At 44.4% G+C, this 23,935-nt stretch carries 23 protein-coding genes; 8 read left to right on the top strand and 15 right to left on the bottom strand.

The genetic code is table 11. From position 1 onward, the window contains the following. Positions 1-33 precede the first annotated feature (33 nt). Positions 34-1,845 carry a trans-sulfuration enzyme family protein gene (locus D1814_RS11995; RefSeq protein WP_118492548.1) on the bottom strand — a complete coding sequence of 604 codons (1,812 nt, stop codon included), beginning with the start codon at positions 1,843-1,845 and terminating at the stop codon, positions 34-36. Positions 1,846-2,000: 155 nt separating this feature from the next. Here D1814_RS11995 and D1814_RS11990 point away from each other — a divergent pair, with 155 nt between their 5' ends. Beyond that, complete coding sequence (locus D1814_RS11990; RefSeq protein ID WP_118492546.1) at positions 2,001-2,993, top strand: D-2-hydroxyacid dehydrogenase; 993 nt, start codon at positions 2,001-2,003, stop codon at positions 2,991-2,993. A 140-nt stretch (positions 2,994-3,133) separates the two neighbouring features. On the opposite strand, the gene D1814_RS11985 is transcribed toward D1814_RS11990, so the two are convergent. The 4 genes from D1814_RS11985 to D1814_RS11970 form a co-directional block, all read right to left on the bottom strand. After that, on the bottom strand, positions 3,134-3,706 hold the full coding sequence (locus tag D1814_RS11985; RefSeq protein ID WP_118492544.1) for a glutathione S-transferase family protein: 573 nt from the start codon (positions 3,704-3,706) through the stop codon (positions 3,134-3,136). 201 nt (positions 3,707-3,907) lie between these two features. Further along, complete coding sequence (erpA, locus tag D1814_RS11980) at positions 3,908-4,252, bottom strand: iron-sulfur cluster insertion protein ErpA (RefSeq protein WP_025256292.1); 345 nt, start codon at positions 4,250-4,252, stop codon at positions 3,908-3,910. A 217-nt stretch (positions 4,253-4,469) separates the two neighbouring features. Then, on the bottom strand, positions 4,470-6,347 hold the full coding sequence (locus D1814_RS11975) for a methyl-accepting chemotaxis protein (protein ID WP_118492542.1): 1,878 nt from the start codon (positions 6,345-6,347) through the stop codon (positions 4,470-4,472). A gap of 48 nt (positions 6,348-6,395) precedes the next feature. After that, the gene (locus D1814_RS11970) at positions 6,396-7,178 is read right to left on the bottom strand and encodes a hypothetical protein (protein WP_118492540.1); all 783 of its coding nucleotides are present in this window, start codon (positions 7,176-7,178) and stop codon (positions 6,396-6,398) included. 128 nt (positions 7,179-7,306) lie between these two features. Between D1814_RS11970 and D1814_RS11965 the strand changes: the two genes are divergently transcribed. After that, positions 7,307-8,140, top strand: a complete 834-nt coding sequence (locus tag D1814_RS11965; protein WP_118492538.1) for a polyphosphate kinase 2 family protein — start codon at positions 7,307-7,309, stop codon at positions 8,138-8,140. Positions 8,141-8,170: 30 nt separating this feature from the next. Here the strand turns inward: D1814_RS11965 and minE are convergent, their stop codons facing one another. The 5 genes from minE to D1814_RS11940 all read right to left on the bottom strand — a co-directional run bounded on the left by minE (position 8,171) and on the right by D1814_RS11940 (position 12,255). Next, positions 8,171-8,425, bottom strand: a complete 255-nt coding sequence (minE, locus tag D1814_RS11960) for a cell division topological specificity factor MinE (RefSeq protein WP_118492536.1) — start codon at positions 8,423-8,425, stop codon at positions 8,171-8,173. Next, complete coding sequence (gene minD / locus D1814_RS11955; RefSeq protein WP_118492534.1) at positions 8,425-9,234, bottom strand: septum site-determining protein MinD; 810 nt, start codon at positions 9,232-9,234, stop codon at positions 8,425-8,427. The genes minE and minD overlap by 1 nt, the downstream gene beginning before the upstream one ends. Before the next feature lie 30 nt (positions 9,235-9,264). Further along, entirely contained in the window at positions 9,265-10,059 is a 795-nt protein-coding gene (minC, locus tag D1814_RS11950; RefSeq protein ID WP_118492532.1) for a septum site-determining protein MinC, read from the bottom strand. 371 nt (positions 10,060-10,430) lie between these two features. Next, positions 10,431-11,798: a class II fumarate hydratase gene (locus D1814_RS11945; RefSeq protein WP_118492530.1), complete on the bottom strand. Its 1,368-nt coding sequence runs from the start codon at positions 11,796-11,798 to the stop codon at positions 10,431-10,433. Positions 11,799-11,922: 124 nt separating this feature from the next. After that, entirely contained in the window at positions 11,923-12,255 is a 333-nt protein-coding gene (locus D1814_RS11940) for a hypothetical protein (protein WP_118492528.1), read from the bottom strand. A gap of 203 nt (positions 12,256-12,458) precedes the next feature. Between D1814_RS11940 and azu the strand changes: the two genes are divergently transcribed. After that, complete coding sequence (gene azu / locus D1814_RS11935) at positions 12,459-12,908, top strand: azurin (protein ID WP_118492526.1); 450 nt, start codon at positions 12,459-12,461, stop codon at positions 12,906-12,908. 91 nt (positions 12,909-12,999) lie between these two features. Next, positions 13,000-14,247 (top strand): putative manganese transporter, encoded by a 1,248-nt coding sequence (locus D1814_RS11930; RefSeq protein ID WP_118492523.1) that lies wholly within the window; start codon positions 13,000-13,002, stop codon positions 14,245-14,247. Positions 14,248-14,330: 83 nt separating this feature from the next. Here the strand turns inward: D1814_RS11930 and D1814_RS11925 are convergent, their stop codons facing one another. Then, the gene (locus D1814_RS11925; RefSeq protein WP_118492521.1) at positions 14,331-15,038 is read right to left on the bottom strand and encodes a DUF6776 family protein; all 708 of its coding nucleotides are present in this window, start codon (positions 15,036-15,038) and stop codon (positions 14,331-14,333) included. Positions 15,039-15,142: 104 nt separating this feature from the next. Here D1814_RS11925 and D1814_RS11920 point away from each other — a divergent pair, with 104 nt between their 5' ends. The 3 genes from D1814_RS11920 (at position 15,143) to D1814_RS11910 (ending at position 17,620) form a co-directional block, all read left to right on the top strand. Then, positions 15,143-16,819, top strand: coding sequence for a chloride channel protein (locus D1814_RS11920; RefSeq protein WP_118492519.1), 1,677 nt, complete (start codon positions 15,143-15,145; stop codon positions 16,817-16,819). A gap of 1 nt (position 16,820) precedes the next feature. After that, positions 16,821-17,249: a CopD family protein gene (locus D1814_RS11915; protein ID WP_118492517.1), complete on the top strand. Its 429-nt coding sequence runs from the start codon at positions 16,821-16,823 to the stop codon at positions 17,247-17,249. Positions 17,250-17,428: 179 nt separating this feature from the next. Further along, the gene (locus tag D1814_RS11910) at positions 17,429-17,620 is read left to right on the top strand and encodes a hypothetical protein (RefSeq protein ID WP_118492515.1); all 192 of its coding nucleotides are present in this window, start codon (positions 17,429-17,431) and stop codon (positions 17,618-17,620) included. A 31-nt stretch (positions 17,621-17,651) separates the two neighbouring features. Here D1814_RS11910 and D1814_RS11905 read toward each other — a convergent pair whose 3' ends face one another. Continuing rightward, entirely contained in the window at positions 17,652-18,335 is a 684-nt protein-coding gene (locus D1814_RS11905; RefSeq protein ID WP_118492513.1) for a UPF0149 family protein, read from the bottom strand. A 251-nt stretch (positions 18,336-18,586) separates the two neighbouring features. Between D1814_RS11905 and D1814_RS11900 the strand changes: the two genes are divergently transcribed. After that, the gene (locus D1814_RS11900; protein WP_118492511.1) at positions 18,587-19,783 is read left to right on the top strand and encodes an Nramp family divalent metal transporter; all 1,197 of its coding nucleotides are present in this window, start codon (positions 18,587-18,589) and stop codon (positions 19,781-19,783) included. A 50-nt stretch (positions 19,784-19,833) separates the two neighbouring features. Here D1814_RS11900 and D1814_RS11895 read toward each other — a convergent pair whose 3' ends face one another. The 3 genes from D1814_RS11895 to typA all read right to left on the bottom strand — a co-directional run bounded on the left by D1814_RS11895 (position 19,834) and on the right by typA (position 23,793). Further along, positions 19,834-21,009: a MalY/PatB family protein gene (locus tag D1814_RS11895; protein WP_118492509.1), complete on the bottom strand. Its 1,176-nt coding sequence runs from the start codon at positions 21,007-21,009 to the stop codon at positions 19,834-19,836. Positions 21,010-21,264: 255 nt separating this feature from the next. Next, on the bottom strand, positions 21,265-21,642 hold the full coding sequence (locus tag D1814_RS11890; RefSeq protein WP_118492507.1) for a response regulator: 378 nt from the start codon (positions 21,640-21,642) through the stop codon (positions 21,265-21,267). A 318-nt stretch (positions 21,643-21,960) separates the two neighbouring features. Next, the gene (typA, locus tag D1814_RS11885) at positions 21,961-23,793 is read right to left on the bottom strand and encodes a translational GTPase TypA (RefSeq protein WP_118492505.1); all 1,833 of its coding nucleotides are present in this window, start codon (positions 23,791-23,793) and stop codon (positions 21,961-21,963) included. Positions 23,794-23,935 lie beyond the last annotated feature (142 nt).

Below are 23,935 nucleotides of genomic sequence, written 5' to 3'. Positions count from 1 at the left end.
AGTTCAAGGCAATTTCTTGAACTAAAAATGCACCTAGGTCCCTTTCATCAATGAATCCATGCTGGCCTTGCTGCCAAAATGCTGAGAGCTTACTCTCTCACTTACTGATAAATACAGCTCATCTATGTCGGCGTTTGCCATAAACTTCTCACAAAAACCCGGCGCATAAGGCTCAATAAAATGTTTGGAGGCCAGCATAAAGTGAGCGATAAGCTGCTTAACGTTGTCTGTCCCCATTGCAATACGCATGGTCGTCAATTCTATTCCGGCTTTTTTCTGTTCATCGCTACTGAGTTCTGAATGAGAGGTCAACGCAGGGCACAAAATTATCGTATTGTTTTGACCAATGCTCACTTGGTGGCTAAACGCAGGCTCTAAAGCATCGAAAAAGCGCACAAATACGTCACGAGGTAAATTCGCGGGTGCCATGTCAACAGTGAATAAAGTGCAAGGCCAGCCGTGTGTATGTTGTTTCTCGCGCAAACCGGCATTACTGTGTTCAGGCAACGCATGGCAGTTAACACGAATTTGAGCGTGAGCATTAAGAAACGAGGTAAAAACTTGAGTATTAATCACCTTGGTCATCATGCGCTGTTCCAAGGTCTTCATACCGTTTAATACATCAAACGCCTTTTCAGAATCTAGGAATGCACCTTTGATGTAGTACACATCCCAGAACATGGTTTCGGACCAATCTACGCCGTTGGCTGCACTGCCTTTTGGCTGGAACATGCGATGCCCCTCGCCTATCACAACGCCCGCTGTGGTTGCGCCACTACCACACAAATCTTTGGTGTAGCTGTGGATGACATAATCGGGTCGTGCGGCTTTGTTTTTATGCTGCAGCGGTTGGTGCAACACAGGCGTAGCAAGCGTGGAATCCAACATCACCAGCGCATTTTGAGCATGAGCTAACTCACAGATCCCAGGTACATCCAAGACATAGCCATGCGGATTACAAGGCGACTCTAGATACACATGCATTTTGGCACCATTGCTTAGGCGCGACGCATGTTCCGCCCTGGTTTGCTGCATAAATGTAGCAAAGCTTTGTGCATCGTAACCATCAAACCACGCAATTTGAATATCCATACGGTTACTGCGGGCGAAATAGTCATGAAGCAACTGGTACACCCCACCATATACGTTTCTAGAAACAATAAGCACATCGCCATGACTCAGTACATTCGATAAACAGGCATCAATGGCCGCCATGCCCGAGTTGAAGTTCCAGGCTAAATATTCGGCAGCATAAGGGCCGGCTTCCATATCCACAATAGCGTTAGCAAGAGAGATATTGGTGGGGTTTAACAATCGAGAATAGATTTGGTGGGTAAACTCTTTTCCCTGAAAAGCATCGTCTACCCATTCAGTACAGGCATACACATAGGTTGCTGTTCTTACGACCACGGGGGTTGCTGAAAAAAGCGCGGTTACATTGTCAAAAAGCGGATAGTGCCCTTGTGAACCATTACCACTGGACAAGCTTTGGTAGGTGGCACGAAACGGGTTTTGCAGCGTATCTAATATTTTGGCAATTTGAAAAGACAAAAACTTTTTAGCATTGAAATAAGCAAGTCTGTCTTCTTTATCAAGTCCTTGCAACGTGCTGCTGGTAATATCCCAAAGCTGCATAACGCTTGCCTGAGCGCCATACAGATGATGAGCCGTATTAGCGAGCGCCTTACCATAGTCGCTTTCGGCACTTATACCGAAGTGCGAAAGCTGCTCTTCAACCAAAGCCTGCGTAGTTTCAGCTTGGGTTGTGTTACGCTTAGGTGATAGCACTTTTGCGTGCGTTACATCAATACCTATTGAATTTAAGGACTTGTTTTGTGACTGCATAGCGATTCCGTTGCAAGTTGACTTCTGGTGCAAATACATAACACCTACACCGTTTACAAAAATGTAAAACTTAAATCACATTTTTAGAACAATATGCTTGACGATAATGCAGTCAGACAAAGGAAAGAAAAGTTTACTCTAGGAGTGTTAGGCCAATGGCGGTAAGAGATTTGAAAGAAATTGAACTTACAATTTTAAGCGATGAAGCCAATGATATTGCACGTGCACTTCGAGCAAAAATAGCTGGCAACGATAGCTTTATAGGGACTGATGGCCGTCCACTTATAACGCTTAACAAAATAACAAGGACGCCAGAAGATGTAGATACCAAAGCCGTTAGGGTGATGCTCGCAGACCCAGACCTCGCTTCTCGTATCATCAACGACTGCGCTGCGCTTACCTGGTGTCAATCAACGTGGGCAGGCAACGCCCCACTCTTAAACGCGAATAAAACAGCCTACACGCTTACTGGCTTAAAAGGTATTTTCGGTAAGTTAATGCGGGAATATGTTTTTGCCTACTTACTCGGGCATGCCAGAAATACAAAAGCATTTGAACAAAACCAGCGAGCCGCTCCGCCTAAGTGGGAAGCATCAAAACGGATACCGTTAAATGACCAAACGCTGGGTATAGTCGGACTTGGCAGTATCGGGCAGGCCCTTATTCCGGTTGCTCACGCGTTAGGTATGCATGTTGTGGGTTTAACGAGAAGCGGAAAAGAGGTGGAAGGTGCTAAAGCAGTTTATACCCCCGACAATATCGAAGGGTTTGCCGGTGCCTGTGACCACGTAGTGAATCTAATGCCAGATACCCCCACAACACAAAACTTACTGTCTCACGGCTTTTTCAATGCACTTAAACCGCATAGTGTGTTTATTAACGCTGGACGAGGTAGTGCCGTTGACGATGATGCTCTTATACAAGCTTTAAACAACGGTGCATTGGCTCATGCGGTTTTAGACGTGTTTCGCAACGAGCCCCTCGACCCCGCTCACCCGTTCTGGCAGCATCCCAATATTTCAGTGACAGCTCACACAGCCGCAGAATCTCAACCAAGCGATGTGGCAGACGTGTTTTTAGACAATGCGCTGCGCTATATCAAGGGCGAACCACTCAAATACCAGTTTGATTTTGATAAGGGCTATTAATTGTTTAACAGCCCTTTATTTGCCGCGTTCTAAAACTGGGTTGACCCTAATCAAAAAGTGTTAATCCTTAGTAGGGCATCATCATCTATCTATGCCAGATATATCTGACTATATTAACTGGCTATATTGACTAACTATATCTAACCACGCGGGTCAGTTGCGGTTACTTCGATTCTGTCATGGTGCTTTTCATGGAACGCTAGCAATTGAGGGTAGTCTTTCATGCTGTGTAATTCGCGGAAAAGCACCCAATCGATCATGCTATACAAACAGATCTCAGGGTAAGTCCATCCACTAAAGCCACCTGCATCAAGTTGTTCTGATAACGCACTCAATACTGCTTCAATACGCTCATTTTGAAGTCGGTAATACATTTTATCTTCGCTGATATCAAAATCTGAACGTTTTAGGAGCATAAGCTGAACGAATGAATCATTAGCTGCGTCAATTAGCGTTAGCTGATTCTCTTCTTCCCAGCTTAAGCCATCATGATCAAGCTTATCGGCAAGATAATTATAGATAATACGAGAATCGAAAATCATTTGCCCATCATCTTCAAGGCAAGGTACTTTTAAGGTTGGGTTGCGAGAAGCAAGCAGTTCGCGATCTTCACCTGAGAAGATTTGAAGATTTAAAAATTCGTGCTCTGTAGACGCTAATACAATGCGAATACGGCGTACATAGGGAGAAGTGGTAGAGCCATATAATTTCATAAACGCGATCCTAAACTATGTTCGTTCGATGAAATCAGTGTAGCCAGAATTTGAAAATAAAAGGAAGTATTGTAAGCAGAACAACCGACAGGCATACAAAATGATGCGATGTATGCCTATCGCTTTAACTGCAGATAGTTATAAATGCAGGCTTTCGCGTTTAAAGAGCACAGCGTTTAGCTTGTCTTTAAACGAAGTTACTTAAACGCTAAAACTTGCGCCACAGCCACAGGTAGTCGTGGCATTTGGGTTTTGAACCAAAAAGCGCGATCCTTCCAGACCATCAACGTAATCAACAATGCCACCCACTAAATATTGCAGGCTCATTGGGTCGACAACCATGGTTACCGTGTCTTTCTCAATAGTCATATCGCCTTCGTTCACCTTCTCATCGAATGTGAAGCCGTATTGAAAGCCCGAACAACCACCACCTGTTACGTATACACGTAATTTCAAATCAGGATTTTCTTCTTCTGAAACAAGGGCTTTCACTTTCGCTGCTGCAGCGTCTGAAAACTCAATTGGCAACGCCGTTTCTACAGACATACCCACCTCTACAATAATCTCGTGCTAACGCACTTTCTGCTTGATCGCAATTATCTAATACTTGCGGATAGTTAGCAATTATTGGGGCAAAACTTAACGAATCAACCTCAGCCATGAGCTAACAATCAAGCCATGAGATAACAACCGAACCATGGGATAGTACTTTAATCACCTAGTAGGCACTGAACTATTAAATAACGACTGTGGCTAGCCAGAGTTAAAGCGTAAATTTACTGATAGTTTTATCCAGCGCTTTCGCCTCATCATCCAGCTCGTTTACCAAGCTATAGCTTCTTTCCATACTGCGAGATGTTTCTTCTGCCGTTTGCGAAATGACAGAGATGTTTTCGCTGATCTCACCGGTAGCCGCAGATTGCTCCCGTGTTGCTGAAGCCACATGGGTATTAGCTTCGGTTAGCTTACTAACCTCTGCCGATATGTTAGACAGAGCCTGTACGCAGGTTGATAAGAACTCAGATGTGGCTTGCGTACTTTCGTTGCCCCGCATGATATCCGCTACAGTGTCTGACGTGCGCTTGTTAAGTTCATCCATAAGCTGGCTAATTTCTGTCGTAGACTCGTTTGTTCTACTCGCAAGATTTCTAACCTCGTCAGCTACTACAGCAAAGCCTCGTCCCTGCTCCCCTGCTCTAGCAGCTTCAATAGCGGCATTTAACGCAAGTAGGTTAGTCTGCTCAGAAATCCCTCTGATTTCATCTAAAATAGACGAGATAGAATTAATACTACTAGAGAGCTCGTTTACTGAATTGACTGACTTTGTCATAACACCGCTAAGCTCACTCATGTTTTGCATAGCCTTGTTTATTGTATTAGCGCTAGCGCTGACGTTTTCCTCGGTAGTATTTGCCACTTCAGATGCGCCTTGCGCACTGTTTGATATTTCACGTACGGTCAAGTCCATTTCTTCTATTGCTGCGGCTACCGAGTTTGTGCTGTCGGTTTGTCTTGAAGAGTAGCTTTGAGAAAGCTCTATTTGTTCATAAACTTGTGCAGCTATGCCCTTTACGTGTTGTGCGCTTTCCGAGACTTGGATGAACATGGCATGAAGCTTTTCTAAAAACAAATCTATTTGAGCAGATAAAGCGCCAATCTCATTATCTTCATTGATATTCAAGCGCGCAGTAAGGTCGCCATCTCGTTCGTTCAACGACGTAACAGCGCCGGTAATAGTATCGATGGGCGCGAATATTTTGTTCGACAGGAATCTCATTCCCACCAGACCTAGCGCTATGATAACAAGTGCAATTAGTATGTTAGTTAAAACGGCCGTATTGATAGCGCCGTAAAGCTCACTGGTTGGAACTTCTGTAACCAAATACCAATCCAGGGAATCCAGCTTCACCGCAAGGCGAGTTACGTCACTACTAGACACTTCTAATTCACGGGGCTTGTCAACAAATGCACTCGCATTCAACTTTTCACCGCGCTTCGACATGTCTGGATGCAAAGCAATATTACCGGCGTCGTCAACTAGATAAACAATGCCACTCTCGGCAACTTTATAAGAGGCAATCAGCTTAGACATAGCCTCTAACGACAATCCCACGCCTGCCAGCGCTACGCGCTCACCTTCAATTTTTATCGCATAATTAATAAACGCCGAAGCTACACCGTTCGATTTGTCGATATCAATAGCTATTTCAAATGGCTGACTACTATTAATAAAGGTTTGAAACCAAGTGTCCCCTTGGGGTGTGATCTGGCGATCTATACCATCATGGGTATAGTAATTATTAGAGTTTCCGGACACAACATAAGCACTAATAGCATTACTTTCTCGCTTTATTTCCGCAAGGTGGCTGGTGAGTACGTCAACGCCTTGTGAAGGCTCACCATTTTGCATCCAACGCTTTATGTACATATTGTTAGCCAATGAACGGCTTGGGAGTATTGTACCCTGCAAATCTAATTCAACAGCATTCTTCACCTCTTCAAGGGCTGTAGGTAGGTCTGATGTCTCTACCTTATTAGTAAGAAAGCTTAAAATAGACGTTGCAAATACCGCCGTGGTAATAACCACAGGTACTATAAGCGCGGAAATTAACGCAATGAAAAGCAGACGCTTTAATTGCATATTTATTTACTCCAAATTAATTAAATAACTATCAACACTAAGTGTGGCTTAAAAACGCCATACTGCCAGCGCTTGAACGACGCTGTCTTCTTCTTGCGTGCCTAGCTTGTTGTTCCAATACTGATACTCTACCCCAAGGAAAAACCTGTCTTTCACATTGAAAAACGCCTGTCCAGCGTCCCATCGCGCTTGGATTTGCGCCAACACCCACGACTCGACTACATCACCAGGTATTTCAGACGTTCTTTCATCGATGTACTCCGCATGTCCTTCTATATAAAATTGCTGCGAAGAAAGACGTAGCGGGTATCGCCAAGCAATATCAACCATCCAGCTGTTGTCTTCTTTAGGCGCTCCACCAGCACTGAGACCCTCGCTATCGTCCAAGTACGCGGTAACAAGTACATTGAGAAACTGGAAGCCTTCAACGTCTAGATGAAGCTGAATGCCTGGCAAATATTTTAAAACGTCTGACTCTGGCGCCATATTTACGCCCATGACAAAACTGATATCGCTCAGAACGCCGCTGTAATTAGCATTAAATAGAGCTTTAGAGCTGAAAGTGGGGTACCACTCTGCGTATAGTTCATCACCGGCAGAAGTGCTTGAATAGTCAGCAAAAAAGAAGTTTCCGCCATACTCCCAACCGCTGGCGTGCTGGAATGTAAAAATGGTTGTAGCGAGTTCAGTACCCGAGGCCTCGGCAAAGGGCTGATTGAGCTTCCCGTGCTGGATATGAAGCTCGTTTTCACTCCAAGTTGCACTACGGGTATAAAAAGAAGAAAGAAAAATTGCCGTCAAAAGAACCAACGAATAAACGTTGAACTGCATAGTTATATCCTGTTAGCGTAATTTGACAGATAAGTGTAGACGCTCTTTTCAATTCTGCATGTGATTTCTTAAAAATTAATATTTCGCGATGAAAATTCTAATATCTATTTGAAATATAGGTTATTTATATGAGTTCTCCCCAACAGAAAACTATAGTTACCTTGTTTAACGATTTTGGTCGTTCTCGATTTAAAGACAAGGAAGAATACAAAGCTCAGTTAAGCGCGTGTCAAGAATCACTTTTTCATGTCCAGCAATCTTACTATCACCAGCAGAAAAGAGCGCTTATCATTTTTGAAGGTTGGGATGCATCGGGCAAAGGTGGAGCCATACGACGTATCACAGAAAAATTAGATCCCCGTTCCGTGAATGTATTTCCGGTAGCTGCACCAACAAAAGAAGAGCGTGAAAAACATTTCCTTTATCGCTTTTGGAAGCAGATACCTTCGCCAGGTAAACTTACCATTTTTGATCGTTCCCACTATGGGCGAGTATTGGTAGAACGTGTTGATGAACTTATTCCAACCGCTCATTGGCAGCGCAGTTATAGCGAGATAAACGAATTTGAAAAAACGCTGAGCGATAATGGCGTTCGTATCATAAAGCTGTTTATGCATATCTCCGCCGATGAACAGCGCGAACGGTTTGAAGAGCGTTTACACAACCCGTTTAAGCGTTGGAAGCTTACCGAAGAAGATTTACACAATCGTCGCATGCGCGAACATTACGTTGAAGCTATCAACGATATGTTCGAGAAGACAAATACGGATTACGCTCCATGGCATATTATAAATGGAGAGTATAAATGGCAGGCGAGAGTTGACGTACTCGCCACTCTCGTCCAAGCATTAAGTGAAGGGGTAGATATTACCCCTCCCCCTTTAGATGAGAAGCTCATTGCTATGGCTTCAAAACAACTAGACGTTAATGAGAAAAAACTAAGAAGCACTGATAAAGAGTAATGTGTCATTATTCTTTATCAGCATCACCAACTAGTTTTCCGGAAGCGTTACGTTTAGCTCCAGTACGCTGCATTCGTCATTATTATCGAGCTGAACTGACACCTGATCATCCGCGATAGAAACATATTTTCTAATCACTTGGATAATTTCTTGCTGCATCATGGGCAAGTAATCAGGTTCGGTACGCTTTTTACGTTCATGTGCAACGATAATTTGTAACCGCTCCTTAGCTACAGCGGCAGTGCTCGGCTTTTGCTTCTTTTTGAGCAGGTCGAAAATTCCCATTACTTCCCTCCTAGAAGACGCTTAAAGAACCCTTTCTTTTCTGCTTCAAGGAAACGATGTGGAACAGTTTCGCCTAGCAGACGTTTAACGGCGTCACCATAAGCTTGTCCCGCATTAGCTTCTTCGTCAAGAATAACCGGCTGCCCTTGGTTTGACGCTTTAAGCACTGATTCTGATTCTGGAATTACCCCCAAAAGTGGGATTGCCAAAATTTCTTCCACATCGGCAACACTCAACATTTCCGCACTTTCTACACGCATTGGGTTGTAGCGAGTAAGAAGCAGATGCTCTTTAACCGGTTCGCCTTTTTCTGCGCGCATCGATTTACTTTGTAAAATACCTAAAATACGATCTGAATCACGTACCGACGATACTTCTGGGTTGGTTACTACAATGGCTTCGTCAGCAAAATACAGCGCCATTTGAGCACCTTGTTCGATACCTGCTGGTGAATCACAAATGATGTACTCAAAGTCTTTCTTAAGCTCGTCTAATACCGCTTGCACACCCTCTACAGTGAGTGCATCCTTGTCGCGGGTTTGAGAAGCGGGAAGAATGAAAAGATTTTCCGTTCTCTTATCTTTAATTAGCGCTTGTTTAAGTGACGCTTCCTTGTTGATCACGTTAACAAAATCGTAAACAACGCGGCGCTCACAGCCCATTATAAGATCAAGGTTTCGCAAGCCAACATCGAAATCTATTACTACCGTTTTATGACCTGCTAACGCAAGCCCCGTACTTATTGCTGCACTCGATGTAGTTTTGCCTACACCACCTTTTCCTGAGGTTACTACGATAATCTTTGCCATCTATTCTTTCCTATTAGTGCGTACAAAGCATTAAGCTAACGGCTCTATACGTAATGTTTCTTCTTCTAAATACACTTGTGCAGGCTTCTTCCAGCACTCACCCTTTACGGTGTCGTGCATAATGAATTGCCCAGCAATTGAAATGAGTTCTGCGTCTAATGACTGACAAAATACACGAGCCCCCGTGTTGCCTTTAACGCCAGCTAACGCGCGTCCGCGCAACGTACCGTAAACATGAATGTTACCATCGGCCAATAGCTCAGCACCTTCACTTACCGACGCGGTTACCACCAAATCACTACCTTCAGCATAAACTTGCTGGCCAGAACGTACAGGTCGATTGATGACTTTAGCTGGCTTAAGTGCCGGGGCTGCTATGGGAGCTGGCTCACTTTTAGGAGGCTCTGCAGCCGCATGCTGCTGTGCCTGAGACGCGCGCTCGTTGCTATGGGCTTTGTTGCTGCCGCTTTCCGTGCCGTTATTAGCGCTTTCTTTTTGTGAACGAAGAGCGCTATCTGTAAATTTACTTTGGCTTACATCAGCTAATCCCAAATCATTAATGGTCGGTTTAAGTTCTGCCACTTCACCTTTCACCGCCATAGGCTGCAATTGCAACCGACGGCAAAGTGCCACTAGCAGTTCAAACTCGGTAGCAGACAAAGGCTTTATCAAATGCAAAATCAGTGAGGAACGGGTAAAGAACTGCGGCGCGCTCGCAACTTTCTTAGATAACTGAGCCTCGAAGTTATCTGGCTCAAAATCTATTACTTCTAACACAATACTGGTGAGCGTAGTGCCCTTCATGCGAAAGCAAGTTTCTGTCATTTTTTCATCCCGAAAAGGCGTTACTTTTTTCCTAGCAATTCGCCATCAAAATAAGCAAAACCTATTAGCGCTAATGTCTATCGCTGTCTTACGCAGCTATACAAATAATTTATTGCATCACTGTACCAAAATTCCTGATCACATACAGCAACTGTATACCGGTTAAAACAGGTTTTACTCAAGTTATTAGCTATGAGCTAGCTAAGAACGTGCCAACCATCGAATAGTTTTTAGGCAAGCAGGTGCTCTGCGATTTTTTTACCGAACTTCCTTACAACTAACTATCACTTCCAGCACAAAAAAAGTGCGATGGTAAGTCGCACTTTTTTCAATACAAGTCTGTTTCTAACACTTGGTTTAGGCCTTTACAGCTAAGTGAGATTTCTAGGATCTAGTAAGGCCTCCAGCTCGTCTCTAGAAATATCTGTCATTGCTTCAGCCACATCAATAACAGGTTTATTCTCTTTATAAGCTGCTTTGGCAATTTCCGCGGCTTTTGCATAGCCAATGACAGGGTTAAGCGCGGTAACGAGGACAGGGTTTCTGTAAAGAGGCGCTTCAATGTTGTCTTGGTTGACCGTGAATCCTTCAATTGCCTGTTCTCCGATAAGCGTTGCACTGTTGGTCATTAGCGACAAGCTTGATAACAAATTACTGGCAATCATGGGCAGCATGACATTGAGCTCAAAGTTTCCAGATTGCCCGCCTACAGTAATTGCCGCGTCGTTGCCTATTACCTGTGCTGACGCCATTGCCACCGCTTCAGGAATAACTGGGTTAACCTTGCCCGGCATTATCGATGAGCCGGGCTGTAATGCTGGCAAAGCTATTTCGCCCAAACCAGCTAGCGGGCCGGAATTCATCCAGCGCAGGTCATTGGCAATTTTCATTAAGGTAACTGCCAAGCTTTTCGTCGCACCTGAAAGCGTTACTGCGGTGTCTTGAGAGCCAATAAGCGCAAAGGAATTATCTGCTGGTTTAAACGCGATATCGGTCAGCTCTCCTAGTGTATCTGAAAATGTTGTTGCAAAGTCAGCATGGGCGTTTACCCCCGTGCCCACTGCCGTTCCTCCCTGAGCAAGGGTTTGGATAGCAGGTTGCACAGCACGAAGATTTTTCAACTGCTGCTTAAGCTGAGATGCCCAAGCAAGTAGGCTTTGGTCCATCCTTACAGGCATCGCATCCATTAAGTGAGTGCGGCCCGTTTTACAATATTGCGCAACCGACTTTGCTTTCGTTTCAATAATGTGAACCAGACCTTCAACAGCAGGCACTAGCTCATTTGACAAGGCAATAGCTGCGCTTACGTGAATGGTTGTTGGTATTACATCATTTGAACTTTGCCCGTAATTTACATGATCGTTCGGGTGAACCTCTTCACTTGAATAACGAGACGCCAAACGCGCTATCACCTCGTTGGCATTCATGTTTGTACTAGTACCTGACCCTGTCTGAAAGACATCTACCGGAAAGTGTTGCATAACATCATCAAGGGCCAACAGTTCATCGCAGGCCTTAACTATCGCCTGACCGCAGTCACTATCCAGCGCTTTCAGCTTCATATTTGATTGAGCTGCGGCTTTTTTCACAGTGAGCAACGCGCGTATAAAAGCTTCAGGCATGCGCTGCCCACTGACCGGAAAGTTTTGAATAGCACGTTGAGTTTGTGCGCCGTAAAGTGCATCTTCAGGCACTTGTAACTCACCCATGCTGTCGCGTTCTGTGCGTGTTGCTGTCATAACTCGTATCCTTGTGTTGATGTAACGGAATTTTTGGCGTGTTTATCACGCTGCCATCAAAGGTCTACTCGGGGTTTTAAGTACAAACTAATAGTAGTTATTAGATATCACCCTCGTTGGCTGCTCATAAAAAATGTGGGACTAGCACATGCATATCTATTTTTAACCTTGCAAGCGTAATTCGATCACTCTCGGTACAAACGTAGCGCTCAGCGTTAAGTAAAGGCTTGTATAAGTGGTCTAAACAGGCATAGCGCCATTGTTTACAAACTAGCGGGTCACAAATGACTTCATACAGCAATTCAACAGCATTTTTATAAATCGCAAACTTGTCGCTTTTTTGCGGTAGTAAATTAGCAATGCAGGTCACACTTTCTAAATAGTTAACCAATACATCTAGTTCAACACCGTTGTGTCCAAAACGAATTTGTTTACGTGTATTTCGTATCGATGACATTAGCTTTTTTCGTTTATCAAGTGTGCATCAAAAAAATAACGCAGTGGATAGGTAAGAACTATTGATAGCAAACCCACCACAAAAACACAAATGATAATTATTAGCATTTAAATTGATCCAGTGTTATGCTTTTTCGTATTGAAAATGGAACCTTCTAATTCCACCGAACGGTGCGATTAATCTATATTTAAAGGATATTATTCATGATCAAGAAACTACTTGGCGGCACAGCCCTTTTCCTTTTAGCTTCAAGCGCGTTTGCTAGCGAATGTGAGGCTACTGTGGAATCAAACGACGCTATGCAGTTCAACACGAAAAACGTAACGATTCCTGCAAGCTGCACCGAATTTACCGTTACGCTTAAGCATACAGGTCAACTACCGAAGCAATCCATGGGTCATAACTGGGTAATGACCACCAAAGAGAACGGGCAGCCGGTAGCAACAGACGGCATGAGCGCTGGACTCGATAATGACTACATTAAGCCTGGTGATGATCGTGTAATTGGCGCTACAGATATAATTGGTGGCGGCGAACAAACCTCTACTACTTTCTCTGTTGAAGGTCTAAGCAAAGACGAAGAGTACATGTTCTTCTGCTCATTTCCCGGTCATATCGGCGTTATGAAAGGCACGGTTACGCTTTCTAGCTAAGCGTATGCAATTTGCCGATAGACAAAAGGTAGGCGCATTTTCAATTTTGCGCCTCCAAATAAGTGTTCAGTAATTTGAGAGTGAAGTTGTAATGAATACAGCGTCCCATACATCGAAAAGTGCAAAAGCGTTGGAACGCGATAAGTATCGACCACGGCTTCTTGGTGGCTCTACTCAAGGTTTCATTCAAAGCACTCTTTACCCGCTGTTGGCTAACAAGCGGCTGCTGATGCCGCTTTTAGTTGTAACCCTACTCGCTTATAGCAGCACCCGCTCTGTGACGCTTTCCGTTTTATCAGACGCATACTTCCAAGTAGCGGCGTTTGTTTATGCATCACTTGCACTTTATTACCTAGCCACATTGCGGGTCTCAGCCGACGCCATTGGCAATTATATGAAAACGCACCCCGTCCACGAAGTAGGCCTTTCGGCAATGCTTGGTGCTCTGCCCGGCTGTGGCGGTGCAATTATTGTAGTGACCCAGTACACGCGAGGTGTTACCAGTTTTGGGGCAGTAGTTGCAGTACTAACTAGCACCATGGGCGATGCAGCCTTTTTGTTGCTAGCTCAGGCACCATTAGATGCGTTAACCGTTATGGCGGTCAGTGTCACTGTAGGCGCCGCGACGGGATTAGTGGTTAATAAATTCCACAATTATCGAGCACCTGAAACTGTTGATTCGAATGAAGAGCCCCAGAACACCGATAAACCGCAAACACTAAGCCATAAAGCCGTATCACTATCCAAAGTATTCTGGATGGTTGTGAGCTTACCGTCGCTAGCAATTGCCTTAGCTCTGGCATTTCAACTCCCCGTTCACAGTTACTTGGCCATTAGTGAGAGTACACTAACACTAATTGGCGCCTCTTTGTGTATAGCAAGTTTGGTGCTTTGGTCACTGTGTGGTTCGGGAAGCGGATACGCCTCAGTCACCAAAGAAGACGTTATCCCGCCCCCTCCTAAGTGGCAGGAAAAAGCCGCGTTAGATACGCAATTTGTATTGGCATGGGTGATACTCGCATTTTTGATTTTCGAGCTTTCTGTTGTCTGGTTTGGGCTAGACATAGCTGGAATGCTTGAAGCTATGGGACCTGGCTTGGTCGGCTTGGCTATTGTTATAGGTTTTTTACCCGGCTGCGGCCCTCAAATATTGGTCACCAGTTTGTATTTAAATGGCGCAGTTCCTTTTTCAGCTCAATTAGGCAACGCGATTAGTAACGATGGCGATGCCTTGTTTCCCGCTATCGCGCTTTCACCAAAGGCAGCCCTTATCGCTACGGTGTACTCTGCCATTCCAGCTTTTCTTGTAGGCTATGGCTACTGGTATTTCTTTGAATGAATCAGCAAAACTATGCCCTAGGTAATAACTGAGGTGCGATATGGTTTAATCATGGACTTAGCTAAACCATGACATTCAGGGGCTTACTCTACGTCCACTGAGAGCGCTTCGCTCCATGGCACGCTAACCTCATAGTTACCTTTGCGGGTTTTATATTCATAAACCCGTGTAGTAAAAACAATAGTCTCCACGTCTATATCTTCTTCGATGTTAAGCGTTACGTTAACCGCTTGGAAAAAACGAAAACGATACTTAACGTCTTCAGCAAGTAAGCTTGAGTTGCCAGATTCTAGCCTAACAGGCTTTCCATCTTTTTTTCCCACAATAGCAATGTCTAAGTTGCCATTTATCACTGCTTTTCTCTGTTTAGATTGTAGTAAAACTAACCTGAGTTGATATGACGCATCGCTTAATTTAAAGACCTCTACCCCTTCAATAGCAAAGCCGTCATCGGTTTTCTCCGGCGCCATAACACGTTCATAAAAGCTTAACAGCTCTTGTTGTGCTTCTAGCTCTTTCTTCTGATCGCTTAACGTTTTCGCGATATTTTCAGACTCAAGTGTGGCAAGTTCCACGGCTACTTCAAGCTGATTTACTTTCGTCGTTAGCGCATTATTCTCTTCAGACAAAATAGCAATAGTTTCTTTTTGAGCCTGCACTTTCTTGCTGTCGCCTTCATCAATAATTCGCGCGAGCTTGTATCCAAACCCAATCATGACGAACATGATGAAGGCCACCATCAAGGTCCATTTATAGTTGCCTAATAATTCTTTTAATTGGTCTGTTGTCATAATTTCTTCATTAAAAAACTACAAAACGCTAACGCGTTCTAAATATTATGAATTTTAAGTGTTTATGGTAAGCTGCTAGCTACGTTAATCTACTGTACCACAACATGCGCTTGCAGGCTTTAAGAGAGGAGTTAGCTCATCCACGCACTACTATTCAGTTGTGCATGCTGGGCATTGTAGGGGGAACCTGCGCGGCGCTTATTATTATACTGTTTCGACTATGTGTTGAATGGCTTCAAGAAACAGGGGTATCGTCGCTAAAGTCAGTTCTTGCTTACGACTGGTTAGTGTGGCTGGTTATGCCGCTTATTAGTGTAGGCTTAATACTGTTCATTGCTTTTCTCACCGGCTTCAAGCATTACCGCTTGGGTATTCCTTTTGTCATTCACCGGGTAAAATACTATTACGGTTATGTGCCTTTCAGAACAACCATAAACCAGTTTTTTGGCGGTATGCTGGCGTTAGCTGGTGGCTTTGTCGTAGGTCGTGAAGGCCCCTCTGTGCATATGGGGGCTTCGGGCAGTAGCTTTCTTGGGCAATGGCTCCGTTTGCCCTACAACAGCATTCGAATTCTTGCCGGCTGTGGCATTGCTGCGGGTATTTCTGCATCGTTTAATACCCCCTTCGCTGCCGTCATCTTTGTAATGGAAGTGGTGCTTCGAGAATACAAAATCCACATATTTGTACCTATCATGCTGGCCGCTGCCTGTGGCTCAGTGCTTACCCGTATCGTATTCGGTGAGGTTAATGAGCTTTCCTTCTTATCGTTTAATGCCTTTAGCCAATGGATGTATTTCTATTTAGTACTGTTAGGCATTTTGTTGGGTATGTTGGCGGTGCTTTTTAATAGCCAACTTATGCGTGTTATGACTTGGTTCCGACCGGTTTCAATGGTGTGGCGCTTGATACTTGCTGCACTGATTACCGGGTCTATTGGCATGTTTATACCAGAAGCGCTTGGGGCAAATTTTATCGACGTGGAGCACTTATTCGATAGTTCCCCTGGCGCTCTATTGTTAGTATCTACCCTTGTGTTTAAGGTTATCTTGGCGGTATTTGCTATCGGTCTTGGTATCCCTGGAGGGATCATAGGGCCGGTTATGGTCATAGGTATGCTTGCTGGCGCCGTGCTTTTATTGCCGTTGTCGTACTTTATCAACGTGCCTGAATTTACTAACAGCTTTGCATTGCTGGGGATTGCGGGTATGTTAACAGCGGTCTTACACGCGCCTCTAGCTGCACTATCTGCGGTTATGGAGCTCTCCTATAGCCCTCAAATAATTTTGCCAGCTATGCTGGTAATAGTGCCTGCATACGTAACGTCTACGCAGTTTTTCGGCAACCGCTCTATCTTTATACGACAGCTCGACTATCAGAACCTTCCATATGCTATTTCGTCTATCAGAGAAGCCCTTGAAAAGACCGGTGTACTAGCGGCAATGAACACAGATTATAAGCTTTTTCACGATGCCCCAGAACAAGCATTAATCAACTATTTGGAAGGGGACCCAACAAAAATTGTCATTCAGAAGTCAAAATTTGAAATAGATGTGCAGTATAAGCTGGTCCAATATAATGTAAGTCTGGAACACGACGCTACAGCGTTAAACTATTATGAAATGGAAGGCATCAGCGCGCAGTCTACGCTGCACGAAGTATACGAACATCTTAAAAACTCGCGCTCTGGCGCAGTTTATATTTACGATCAGGAGCTTAACGATATCATTGGCGTAGTAACCTGGAATATCTTGCAAAGCTTCTTACAAAAGGCACATTATTAATATGTACATTTTATGGTTTAAAGCACTGCACATCTTTTTCATGCTGGCGTGGATGGCAGGACTTTTCTATTTACCGCGACTGTTCGTTTATCATGCCACGACTCAGTCTCAAATAGTTAAAGATGAATTTAAGGTCATGGAACGTCGATTATGGCTCTTCGTTACCCCATTCGCCTTATTAACTCTGGCATTCGGCGTTGCGCTCATTGTCAGCTATGGCGGTACCTGGTTTAAAATGTCAGGATGGCTACATATAAAATTACTGCTACTGCTTGCTATTTACGGCTACCACTTCTATTTGTTTAAATTGATGAAGCAGTTCGCACGAGATGAAAATAGGCACACTCCGCGCTTCTATCGCTTTTTGAATGAAGCCCCGGTGTTAATTATTCTTGCCATCGTATGTCTGGCTGTAGTTAAGCCATTTTAGGTTTAGCTACACGCAGGCATTCATAGGCATTAAGGAAGTCAGTACTTAAGGACCAGTACTACTGTGTGATGTAAGAAGTTTGTAAAACTTAAAGTAGAGCGTGTTGTAGACATCACACATAGCTGCCCGAACTCACCATATATCGGGTTTATTGAATTGTTTTTATCGGAATGTTTACCATGGATGATAGTAATCAACACCTCAAACACTTGCTCAAACAGACAGATATTGCGTTCAAGGCGCTTATGAGAGAGCCAGCCTCAATACTGTTAAACGAGCAATATGAAAAGGCGAAGCTTGAGCTAGATAGCTACACAGCCTCGCTCAAACACACTTTAAATCAACGTCACCAACAGCAAAGGCAACGCTAATCAGATGCGTTGCAGCCAATTAGATAAAGGTCTAAGTAATCTTGTTAAAGGTTTCGAATTGATTAGGTAAAGCTTGCGCCAACTCGCCTGATAAATTCGTGTAATCTGCGAGTACCGATGGCAACTGTTTAACAAGCATGTGTATACTACTTTCAAGCTGGGTCACTTGTTTTTCGTTTCTGTAGGACAAGGCCAACTCGATATTCGCAAGCGTTGAAAAAAGTTTTAAACAGCGGGACAACCTCGCCTCTGCAGGCTCAGCTAGCTTATCTTCGCCGTCTCTCTTATTCTTTCCCGAATGCTTCTCAAGATGGTTCCATGCATTTTGCCAGACTGGCTCTAATTGTTTATGTACTTGTAATAAGCCGTTCAGCCAGCTTTCCAACTCCTTTGAAGGCCTCATCGCTCCTTCCACCTCTATCGCTTCGGTGAGCTCAATGGGTAAGGGCGATTTACTCTGGCGCATAAAGTCTAAATGGGCGCGCAAGCCGCTCATTAAGGTATCTGCCAGCGTATCGACATCTTTGTCTACTAGTTTGCTGTCTCCAGATTGAATAAGCCAAGGCATCCATTGCTCGGGCATGGGGATTTCTGGTGCGGCGGCCACCGCAAAGATCATACCATCAACGTGATAGGCATTCGGAAGTACATTTTTGAAATGGGGATGCGAAACAATATCGCTGATGATGTGTACTGGAAACCCGTCTTTCACCATTACCTTCCTTTTTTAATTTGCGTTCTCTTTCTCGAAACGGTAGTCTGCGCGGCCAATTTGCAAAGGGCATGTTTTCTAGCCTCATACCTCTCCCACATAGTTGGGATTGGACACGAAGAAAAACGAAGTCTTTGCACTGGGTACGCGACAATAGGTTTAAAACCAATCTGTTACTGTATTGGTTTAGCGGTACTGTTGCGTGCTCGCCCACCTATTGTCATGATAGCAAAACTTAACTAAGAGTCGTTGCAATGGCAAAAGATAAATCAGGATATATCATCGCGGCCGCCTTCATTGGCCCTGGAACAGTAACTACAGCAAGCTTGGCGGGTGCAAACTTTGGTTTTCACTTGGTATGGGCGCTACTTTTTTCCATATTTGCAACCATTGTATTGCAAGACATGGCGGCACGTCTTGGTGTAGCAAGTGGCCAAGGCCTAGCTAGCGCAATGAAAAACATGGCATACAAACCGTGGCTTAAGAACGCCTTTATTGTGCTTATAGTAAGCGCTATTGGCATTGGTAACGCTGCCTATGAATCGGGTAACTTAACGGGCGCTGCAATCGGCTTAGACGCTTTTATCGATATAGGTATAGGCCCGTGGGCCAGTATATTAGGTACTATTGCCATTGTGTTGCTATGGTCAGGCAGCTATAAGTGGATAGAGACAGTACTGGTGTACCTTGTCTTCATTATGGCGGGTGTATTTTTAGTGACGCTGCTAGTAGCAAAACCTGATATTACCGCAATGTTTAGCCAACTAATGTCACCGCGGTTAGACGCAGATGCTATTACCACCGTGCTAGCCCTCATCGGCACAACCATAGTGCCCTACAACTTATTCCTTCATGCCAGTCTAGTTGCGAAATCATCACAAGGGCAGGATAAACAAGATGCAGTAGCAGCCTGTCGAAACCAGTCGGCTAAAGCAATCAGTATGGGTGGACTTATTACGCTTATTGTAATGGCAACAGCAATGATGGCGTTCTTCAACCAAGCTGCCACTATGGACGCATCGAACATGGGCGAGCAGCTAAAACCGGTATTAGGTGACAAAGCACAGTGGTTCTTTGCATTAGGGTTGTTCGCAGCCGGTTTAACCAGTGCCATTACCGCGCCTTTAGCCGCCGCTTATGCGGTAACCGGCGCGCTCGGGCTCTCTGACGATATGCAAAGTAAAAGCTTTAAAGCGGTATGGTTTATTATCATTGTGGTTGGTGTAAGTGTTGCAGCACTTGGCTTTAAGCCCCTACCTGCTATTTTGTTTGCCCAGGCAACAAATGCCTTACTGCTACCTATTATCGCAATATTTTTGCTGGTCGTTATGAATAAAAGCACAGCGCTGGGTGAGTTTAGAAACACGTGGAAAAGTAACCTAGCTGGCTTTGTGGTAGTAGGCACAGTGATTGGTTTGGGTCTATATAAGCTAATCGGTGTTTTCAGCTAACACCTTTGAGGTGTGGGGTCAGAGTCCTGACTCTGACCCCACAGTTTTTTTTAGCTGGCGAGGCGTTGCAGAATGTCTTGGAGCATTGCTTTGCTGCAGCCAAAGTTGATTCTGAAATGATCCGCCTTGTGAAAATCAATACCCGGAGATGGGCCAACACCCTTCTCTTCCGCCCATTCCTGTACGTTTTCTACACCCAATCCGCTGGCATCTACCCATGCAAGAAAAGTGGCGTCGGCTTTTAGCATTCTAAGCCCGTCAATACCGTTAATGGTGTTAAACACCATGTCTCTGTTTTCACGTAAGTAGGTAAGCTGTTGCTGATGCCAATCGTCGCATTGAGTAAATGCCGCTTCAGTTGCCGCCAACCCCAGTACGGTTACCCAGGGCACTATACCCGCTGCGGCATTGGTAAATGCCTGACGCAGTTGACGATTAGGGATAATGGCAAAAGACGTACCTAAACCAGCAATATTGAATGTTTTGCTGGCAGCCATAAGCGTTACGCTATTTTCAGCAAGGTTGGACTCGCGGCCTGCCGGAATGTGCTGCTTCCCGTCTTCTAAAATAAGGTCACAGTGAATTTCATCAGAGCAAAGCTTAACATTGTTCGCATTACAGATTTCAGCAATGCGGTCTAGCTCAGCTTTAGAAAGTACCGAGCCTACTGGGTTCATGGGGTTACAAAGAATAAAGAGCTTGCACTTAGGGTCTGCAGCTTCTTTCTCTAATGCGTCAAAATCTAGTGTATAGCGCGCTCCTTCGACATCACTGATACTATCTGACCGTTCACCGTTAGCGCTTTCTACAACCGTACCTATATCTACTCGCTCTAGGCCGTTAAGCTTTGGCGCTGCCAGCAGTGGCGGGTAATTAGGCGTTTGAATAAGCACTTTATCGCCGGGTTCACAATAGGCTTTGCACGCTACGTTGAACGCAGGTACCACACCTGGAGTCCACACTAGCCACTCGGGCTGGATTTCCCAGTTATGCTTATCTTTTAGCCATCTTACCACAGCCTGTATAGCGCCTTCGTGATGGGCAGGCAGTATATACCCCATATTCCCATGTTCAACTTGACCAGAGATGGCGTCTAAGATTGGCTGAGCACAACGAAACTCGGTATCAGCCACCCAAGCTGGGATGATGTCTTTTCCTTTGTACTTTTGCCATTTGAACGAAAACGTATCTTTTCTAGAAGGGGTATTATCGAATAAGGCGCTCACATTACATCCTGTTGCTCAAAAACTTATAGCACCAGTGTAGAATTTTAGCGTTCCATAAACTAGGGGCGTAAGATGAATTAACTCAAATTTGCTATATCGAAATGTACTTTGATAGAGGGAAATTTAAAGCGTTAAGCGAGCAATGGCTAAGTAGCCTTTTGCCATTACTCCCTTTGCAATGATGAAATCACGCTCACTTGCAATGCTAATTGTCGTATTGAGTGAAACTTCGCGGCGTGAGACAGCTTTTGACGTCTAGTTCGCTTGTGTGACGGCTTCTTTCGACTTTTGAACCAGCTCTTCCATATTCAAGGGTTTAGCTAAAAAGCCTGATACTTGGAGCTTACGCGCTTCAATAACGAGCTCTTTGTTAGGGTCGGCAGTAATTAGCAAAAAAGGGACGTTCAAACCAGATGACTGACAAGTTTTTAAAAGGCTAAGCCCGTCATAATCCGGCATTACTTGGTCACTTATAATCAAGCTTATGGTGTCAGAAGTTTGTTGTAGCAAGAAATCTCTCGCAAATTTACTACGCGTAAATGGAAAAACAGTAGCGTCTAACTGCGTCTCTAACGCATCAGTAATAAGGTCTAACGTAATAGGATCATCTTCAACAACGGCTACAGAAAACACTACCCTTCCCCTTTTGTTAGGTCATTAGACGTTGATATTACAACGACTTAGCTTACGAGTTAATGCGTAAACATTTATTTTCTAAAGCATAGAAGCTATAAGCACGTTTGACCACTAACCTTTGGTCGATGTTTAAGCTTTTGGATGTTTAACTAATACCGTTAACTAACTTAATGGGTGAACTCAAAGGGATAACTTTAAGCAAATGTAAAATAGACAAGACTAGCCGCAAATTTCTGCTGAACTAAATTCAATTGCTAAATAAAAAAATGCCAGCAAAAGCTGGCATTTTTGAAATCAATGTAGTCTTAAAGGATATTAAGACTTAGGTGCGCGAGATGCACGCTTACGCTCGTTTTCTGTAAGAAGCTTCTTACGAATACGAATAGACTCCGGCGTTACTTCTACTAGCTCGTCATCATCGATAAACTCAAGCGCTTGCTCAAGTGACATCTTGATTGGTGGAACTAGAGTTTGCGCTTCGTCAGTACCAGAGGCACGAACGTTTGTAAGCTGTTTACCTTTAAGTGCATTTACTGTTAGGTCATTGTCACGGCTGTGAATACCAATAACCATACCTTCGTACACTTCTACACCGTGACCGATAAATAGGCGACCACGCTCTTGCAGGTTAAACAGGGCGTTAGTCAGGGCTTTACCGTTTGCATTGGCGATAAGTACACCATTTTTACGCTTACCGATAATACCGCCCTTGTACGGACCGTAGTGGTCGAACGTGTGGTATAGCAAACCAGAACCTGATGTCATCGTCATAAAGTCTGTTTGGAAACCAATTAGGCCACGACTTGGAATAACGAAATCGATACGTACGCGACCTTTGCCATCTGGAGACATATCGGTCATTTCAGCTTTACGAAGACCAAGCTGCTCCATGATAGAACCCTGGTGCTGCTCTTCACAGTCAATCGTCAGTGTTTCGTAAGGTTCTTGAGTTTCGCCATCAACTTCTTTCAGAATTACTTCTGGACGAGATACAGCAAGCTCGTAACCCTCACGACGCATGTTTTCAATAAGAATACCTAGGTGTAGTTCACCACGACCTGATACGCGGAACTTATCAGGGTCTTGAGTTTCTTCAACGCGAAGCGCCACATTGTGTACTAGTTCGTCGTTAAGGCGCTCTAGAATGTTACGCGATGTAACGTACTTACCTTCTTTACCCGCAAACGGAGACGTGTTTACTTGGAAGGTCATAGTTACAGTAGGCTCATCAACCGTAAGTGGAGGAAGCGCTTCAACCGTATTTTGGTCACAGATAGTGTCAGAGATTTTAAGTTCGCCAAGACCTGTAATAGCAATGATGTCGCCAGCATGCGCAGATTCAACTTCATGACGAGCAAGACCAAGATAACCGTAAACTAAGCCAACTTTACCATTGCGTTTTTCACCATCAGCAGTAACGACAGTAACTTGTTGGTTTGGCTTAACTGAACCGCGCTTAACACGACCTACACCAATTACACCCACATAAGAGTTGTAATCAAGCTGAGAAATTTGCATTTGGAAAGGACCGTCTACGTCTGCATCAGGTGCAGAAACTTGCTCAACGATAGTTTCAAATAGCGCATTCATGTCTTCTTGAGGCTCGTCTGCATCGTGTGATGCCCAGCCATTTAGTGCAGAAGCATAAACAACTTGGAAATCCAACTGCTCGTCAGTTGCGCCTAGGTTGTCGAAAAGGTCGAACACTTGGTCCATAACCCAATCAGGGCGTGCGCCAGGCTTGTCGATTTTATTGATAACAACAATTGGCTTAAGGCCTTGGGCAAATGCTTTTTGCGTTACGAAACGCGTTTGTGGCATTGGGCCTTCCTGTGCATCTACAAGTAGAAGTACAGAGTCAGCCATTGACATTACACGTTCTACTTCACCACCGAAGTCAGCGTGTCCTGGGGTATCTACGATATTGATTCGGTAGTCATTCCAGTTAATCGCTGTGTTTTTAGCTAGGATGGTAATGCCACGTTCTTTCTCGATGTCGTTCGAGTCCATTACGCGTTCTTCTTGCTCGCCTCGAGATTCAAGGGTGCCAGACTGCTGTAACAGTTTGTCTACCAGGGTGGTTTTACCGTGGTCAACGTGGGCGATGATTGCGATGTTACGCAATTTACTAATATCAGTGGTATTCATGCTTATATAGAGCCTGTGTAAATCGATGCCAACTTAATTCGGGAATCGAATAAGTCTGCATTAGATTTGTTGCAAAAAAATGCAGATAGAGAAATTTGCGCGGATTGTACAGAAAAACCACGACGTTTGCGCACCTTTTTTT

The sequence above is a fragment of the Alteromonas sp. BL110 genome (assembly GCF_003443615.1).
Lineage (GTDB): Bacteria > Pseudomonadota > Gammaproteobacteria > Enterobacterales > Alteromonadaceae > Alteromonas.
The sequence above is the reverse complement of the archived record's forward strand: the minus strand, read 5'-3'. Positions and strand labels throughout refer to the sequence as shown.

Excerpts from the sequence above, each read along its gene's own strand:
- D1814_RS11995 (WP_118492548.1), bottom strand. The coding sequence starts at position 1,845 with ATGCAGTCACAAAACAAGTCCTTAAATTCAATAGGTATTGATGTAACG.
- D1814_RS11990 (WP_118492546.1), top strand. The coding sequence starts at position 2,001 with ATGGCGGTAAGAGATTTGAAAGAAATTGAACTTACAATTTTAAGCGAT.
- D1814_RS11985 (WP_118492544.1), bottom strand. The coding sequence starts at position 3,706 with ATGAAATTATATGGCTCTACCACTTCTCCCTATGTACGCCGTATTCGC.
- erpA (WP_025256292.1), bottom strand. The coding sequence starts at position 4,252 with ATGTCTGTAGAAACGGCGTTGCCAATTGAGTTTTCAGACGCTGCAGCA.
- D1814_RS11975 (WP_118492542.1), bottom strand. The coding sequence starts at position 6,347 with ATGCAATTAAAGCGTCTGCTTTTCATTGCGTTAATTTCCGCGCTTATA.
- D1814_RS11970 (WP_118492540.1), bottom strand. The coding sequence starts at position 7,178 with ATGCAGTTCAACGTTTATTCGTTGGTTCTTTTGACGGCAATTTTTCTT.
- D1814_RS11965 (WP_118492538.1), top strand. The coding sequence starts at position 7,307 with ATGAGTTCTCCCCAACAGAAAACTATAGTTACCTTGTTTAACGATTTT.
- minE (WP_118492536.1), bottom strand. The coding sequence starts at position 8,425 with ATGGGAATTTTCGACCTGCTCAAAAAGAAGCAAAAGCCGAGCACTGCC.
- minD (WP_118492534.1), bottom strand. The coding sequence starts at position 9,234 with ATGGCAAAGATTATCGTAGTAACCTCAGGAAAAGGTGGTGTAGGCAAA.
- minC (WP_118492532.1), bottom strand. The coding sequence starts at position 10,059 with ATGACAGAAACTTGCTTTCGCATGAAGGGCACTACGCTCACCAGTATT.
- D1814_RS11945 (WP_118492530.1), bottom strand. The coding sequence starts at position 11,798 with ATGACAGCAACACGCACAGAACGCGACAGCATGGGTGAGTTACAAGTG.
- D1814_RS11940 (WP_118492528.1), bottom strand. The coding sequence starts at position 12,255 with ATGTCATCGATACGAAATACACGTAAACAAATTCGTTTTGGACACAAC.
- azu (WP_118492526.1), top strand. The coding sequence starts at position 12,459 with ATGATCAAGAAACTACTTGGCGGCACAGCCCTTTTCCTTTTAGCTTCA.
- D1814_RS11930 (WP_118492523.1), top strand. The coding sequence starts at position 13,000 with ATGAATACAGCGTCCCATACATCGAAAAGTGCAAAAGCGTTGGAACGC.
- D1814_RS11925 (WP_118492521.1), bottom strand. The coding sequence starts at position 15,038 with ATGACAACAGACCAATTAAAAGAATTATTAGGCAACTATAAATGGACC.
- D1814_RS11920 (WP_118492519.1), top strand. The coding sequence starts at position 15,143 with ATGCGCTTGCAGGCTTTAAGAGAGGAGTTAGCTCATCCACGCACTACT.
- D1814_RS11915 (WP_118492517.1), top strand. The coding sequence starts at position 16,821 with ATGTACATTTTATGGTTTAAAGCACTGCACATCTTTTTCATGCTGGCG.
- D1814_RS11910 (WP_118492515.1), top strand. The coding sequence starts at position 17,429 with ATGGATGATAGTAATCAACACCTCAAACACTTGCTCAAACAGACAGAT.
- D1814_RS11905 (WP_118492513.1), bottom strand. The coding sequence starts at position 18,335 with ATGGTGAAAGACGGGTTTCCAGTACACATCATCAGCGATATTGTTTCG.
- D1814_RS11900 (WP_118492511.1), top strand. The coding sequence starts at position 18,587 with ATGGCAAAAGATAAATCAGGATATATCATCGCGGCCGCCTTCATTGGC.
- typA (WP_118492505.1), bottom strand. The coding sequence starts at position 23,793 with ATGAATACCACTGATATTAGTAAATTGCGTAACATCGCAATCATCGCC.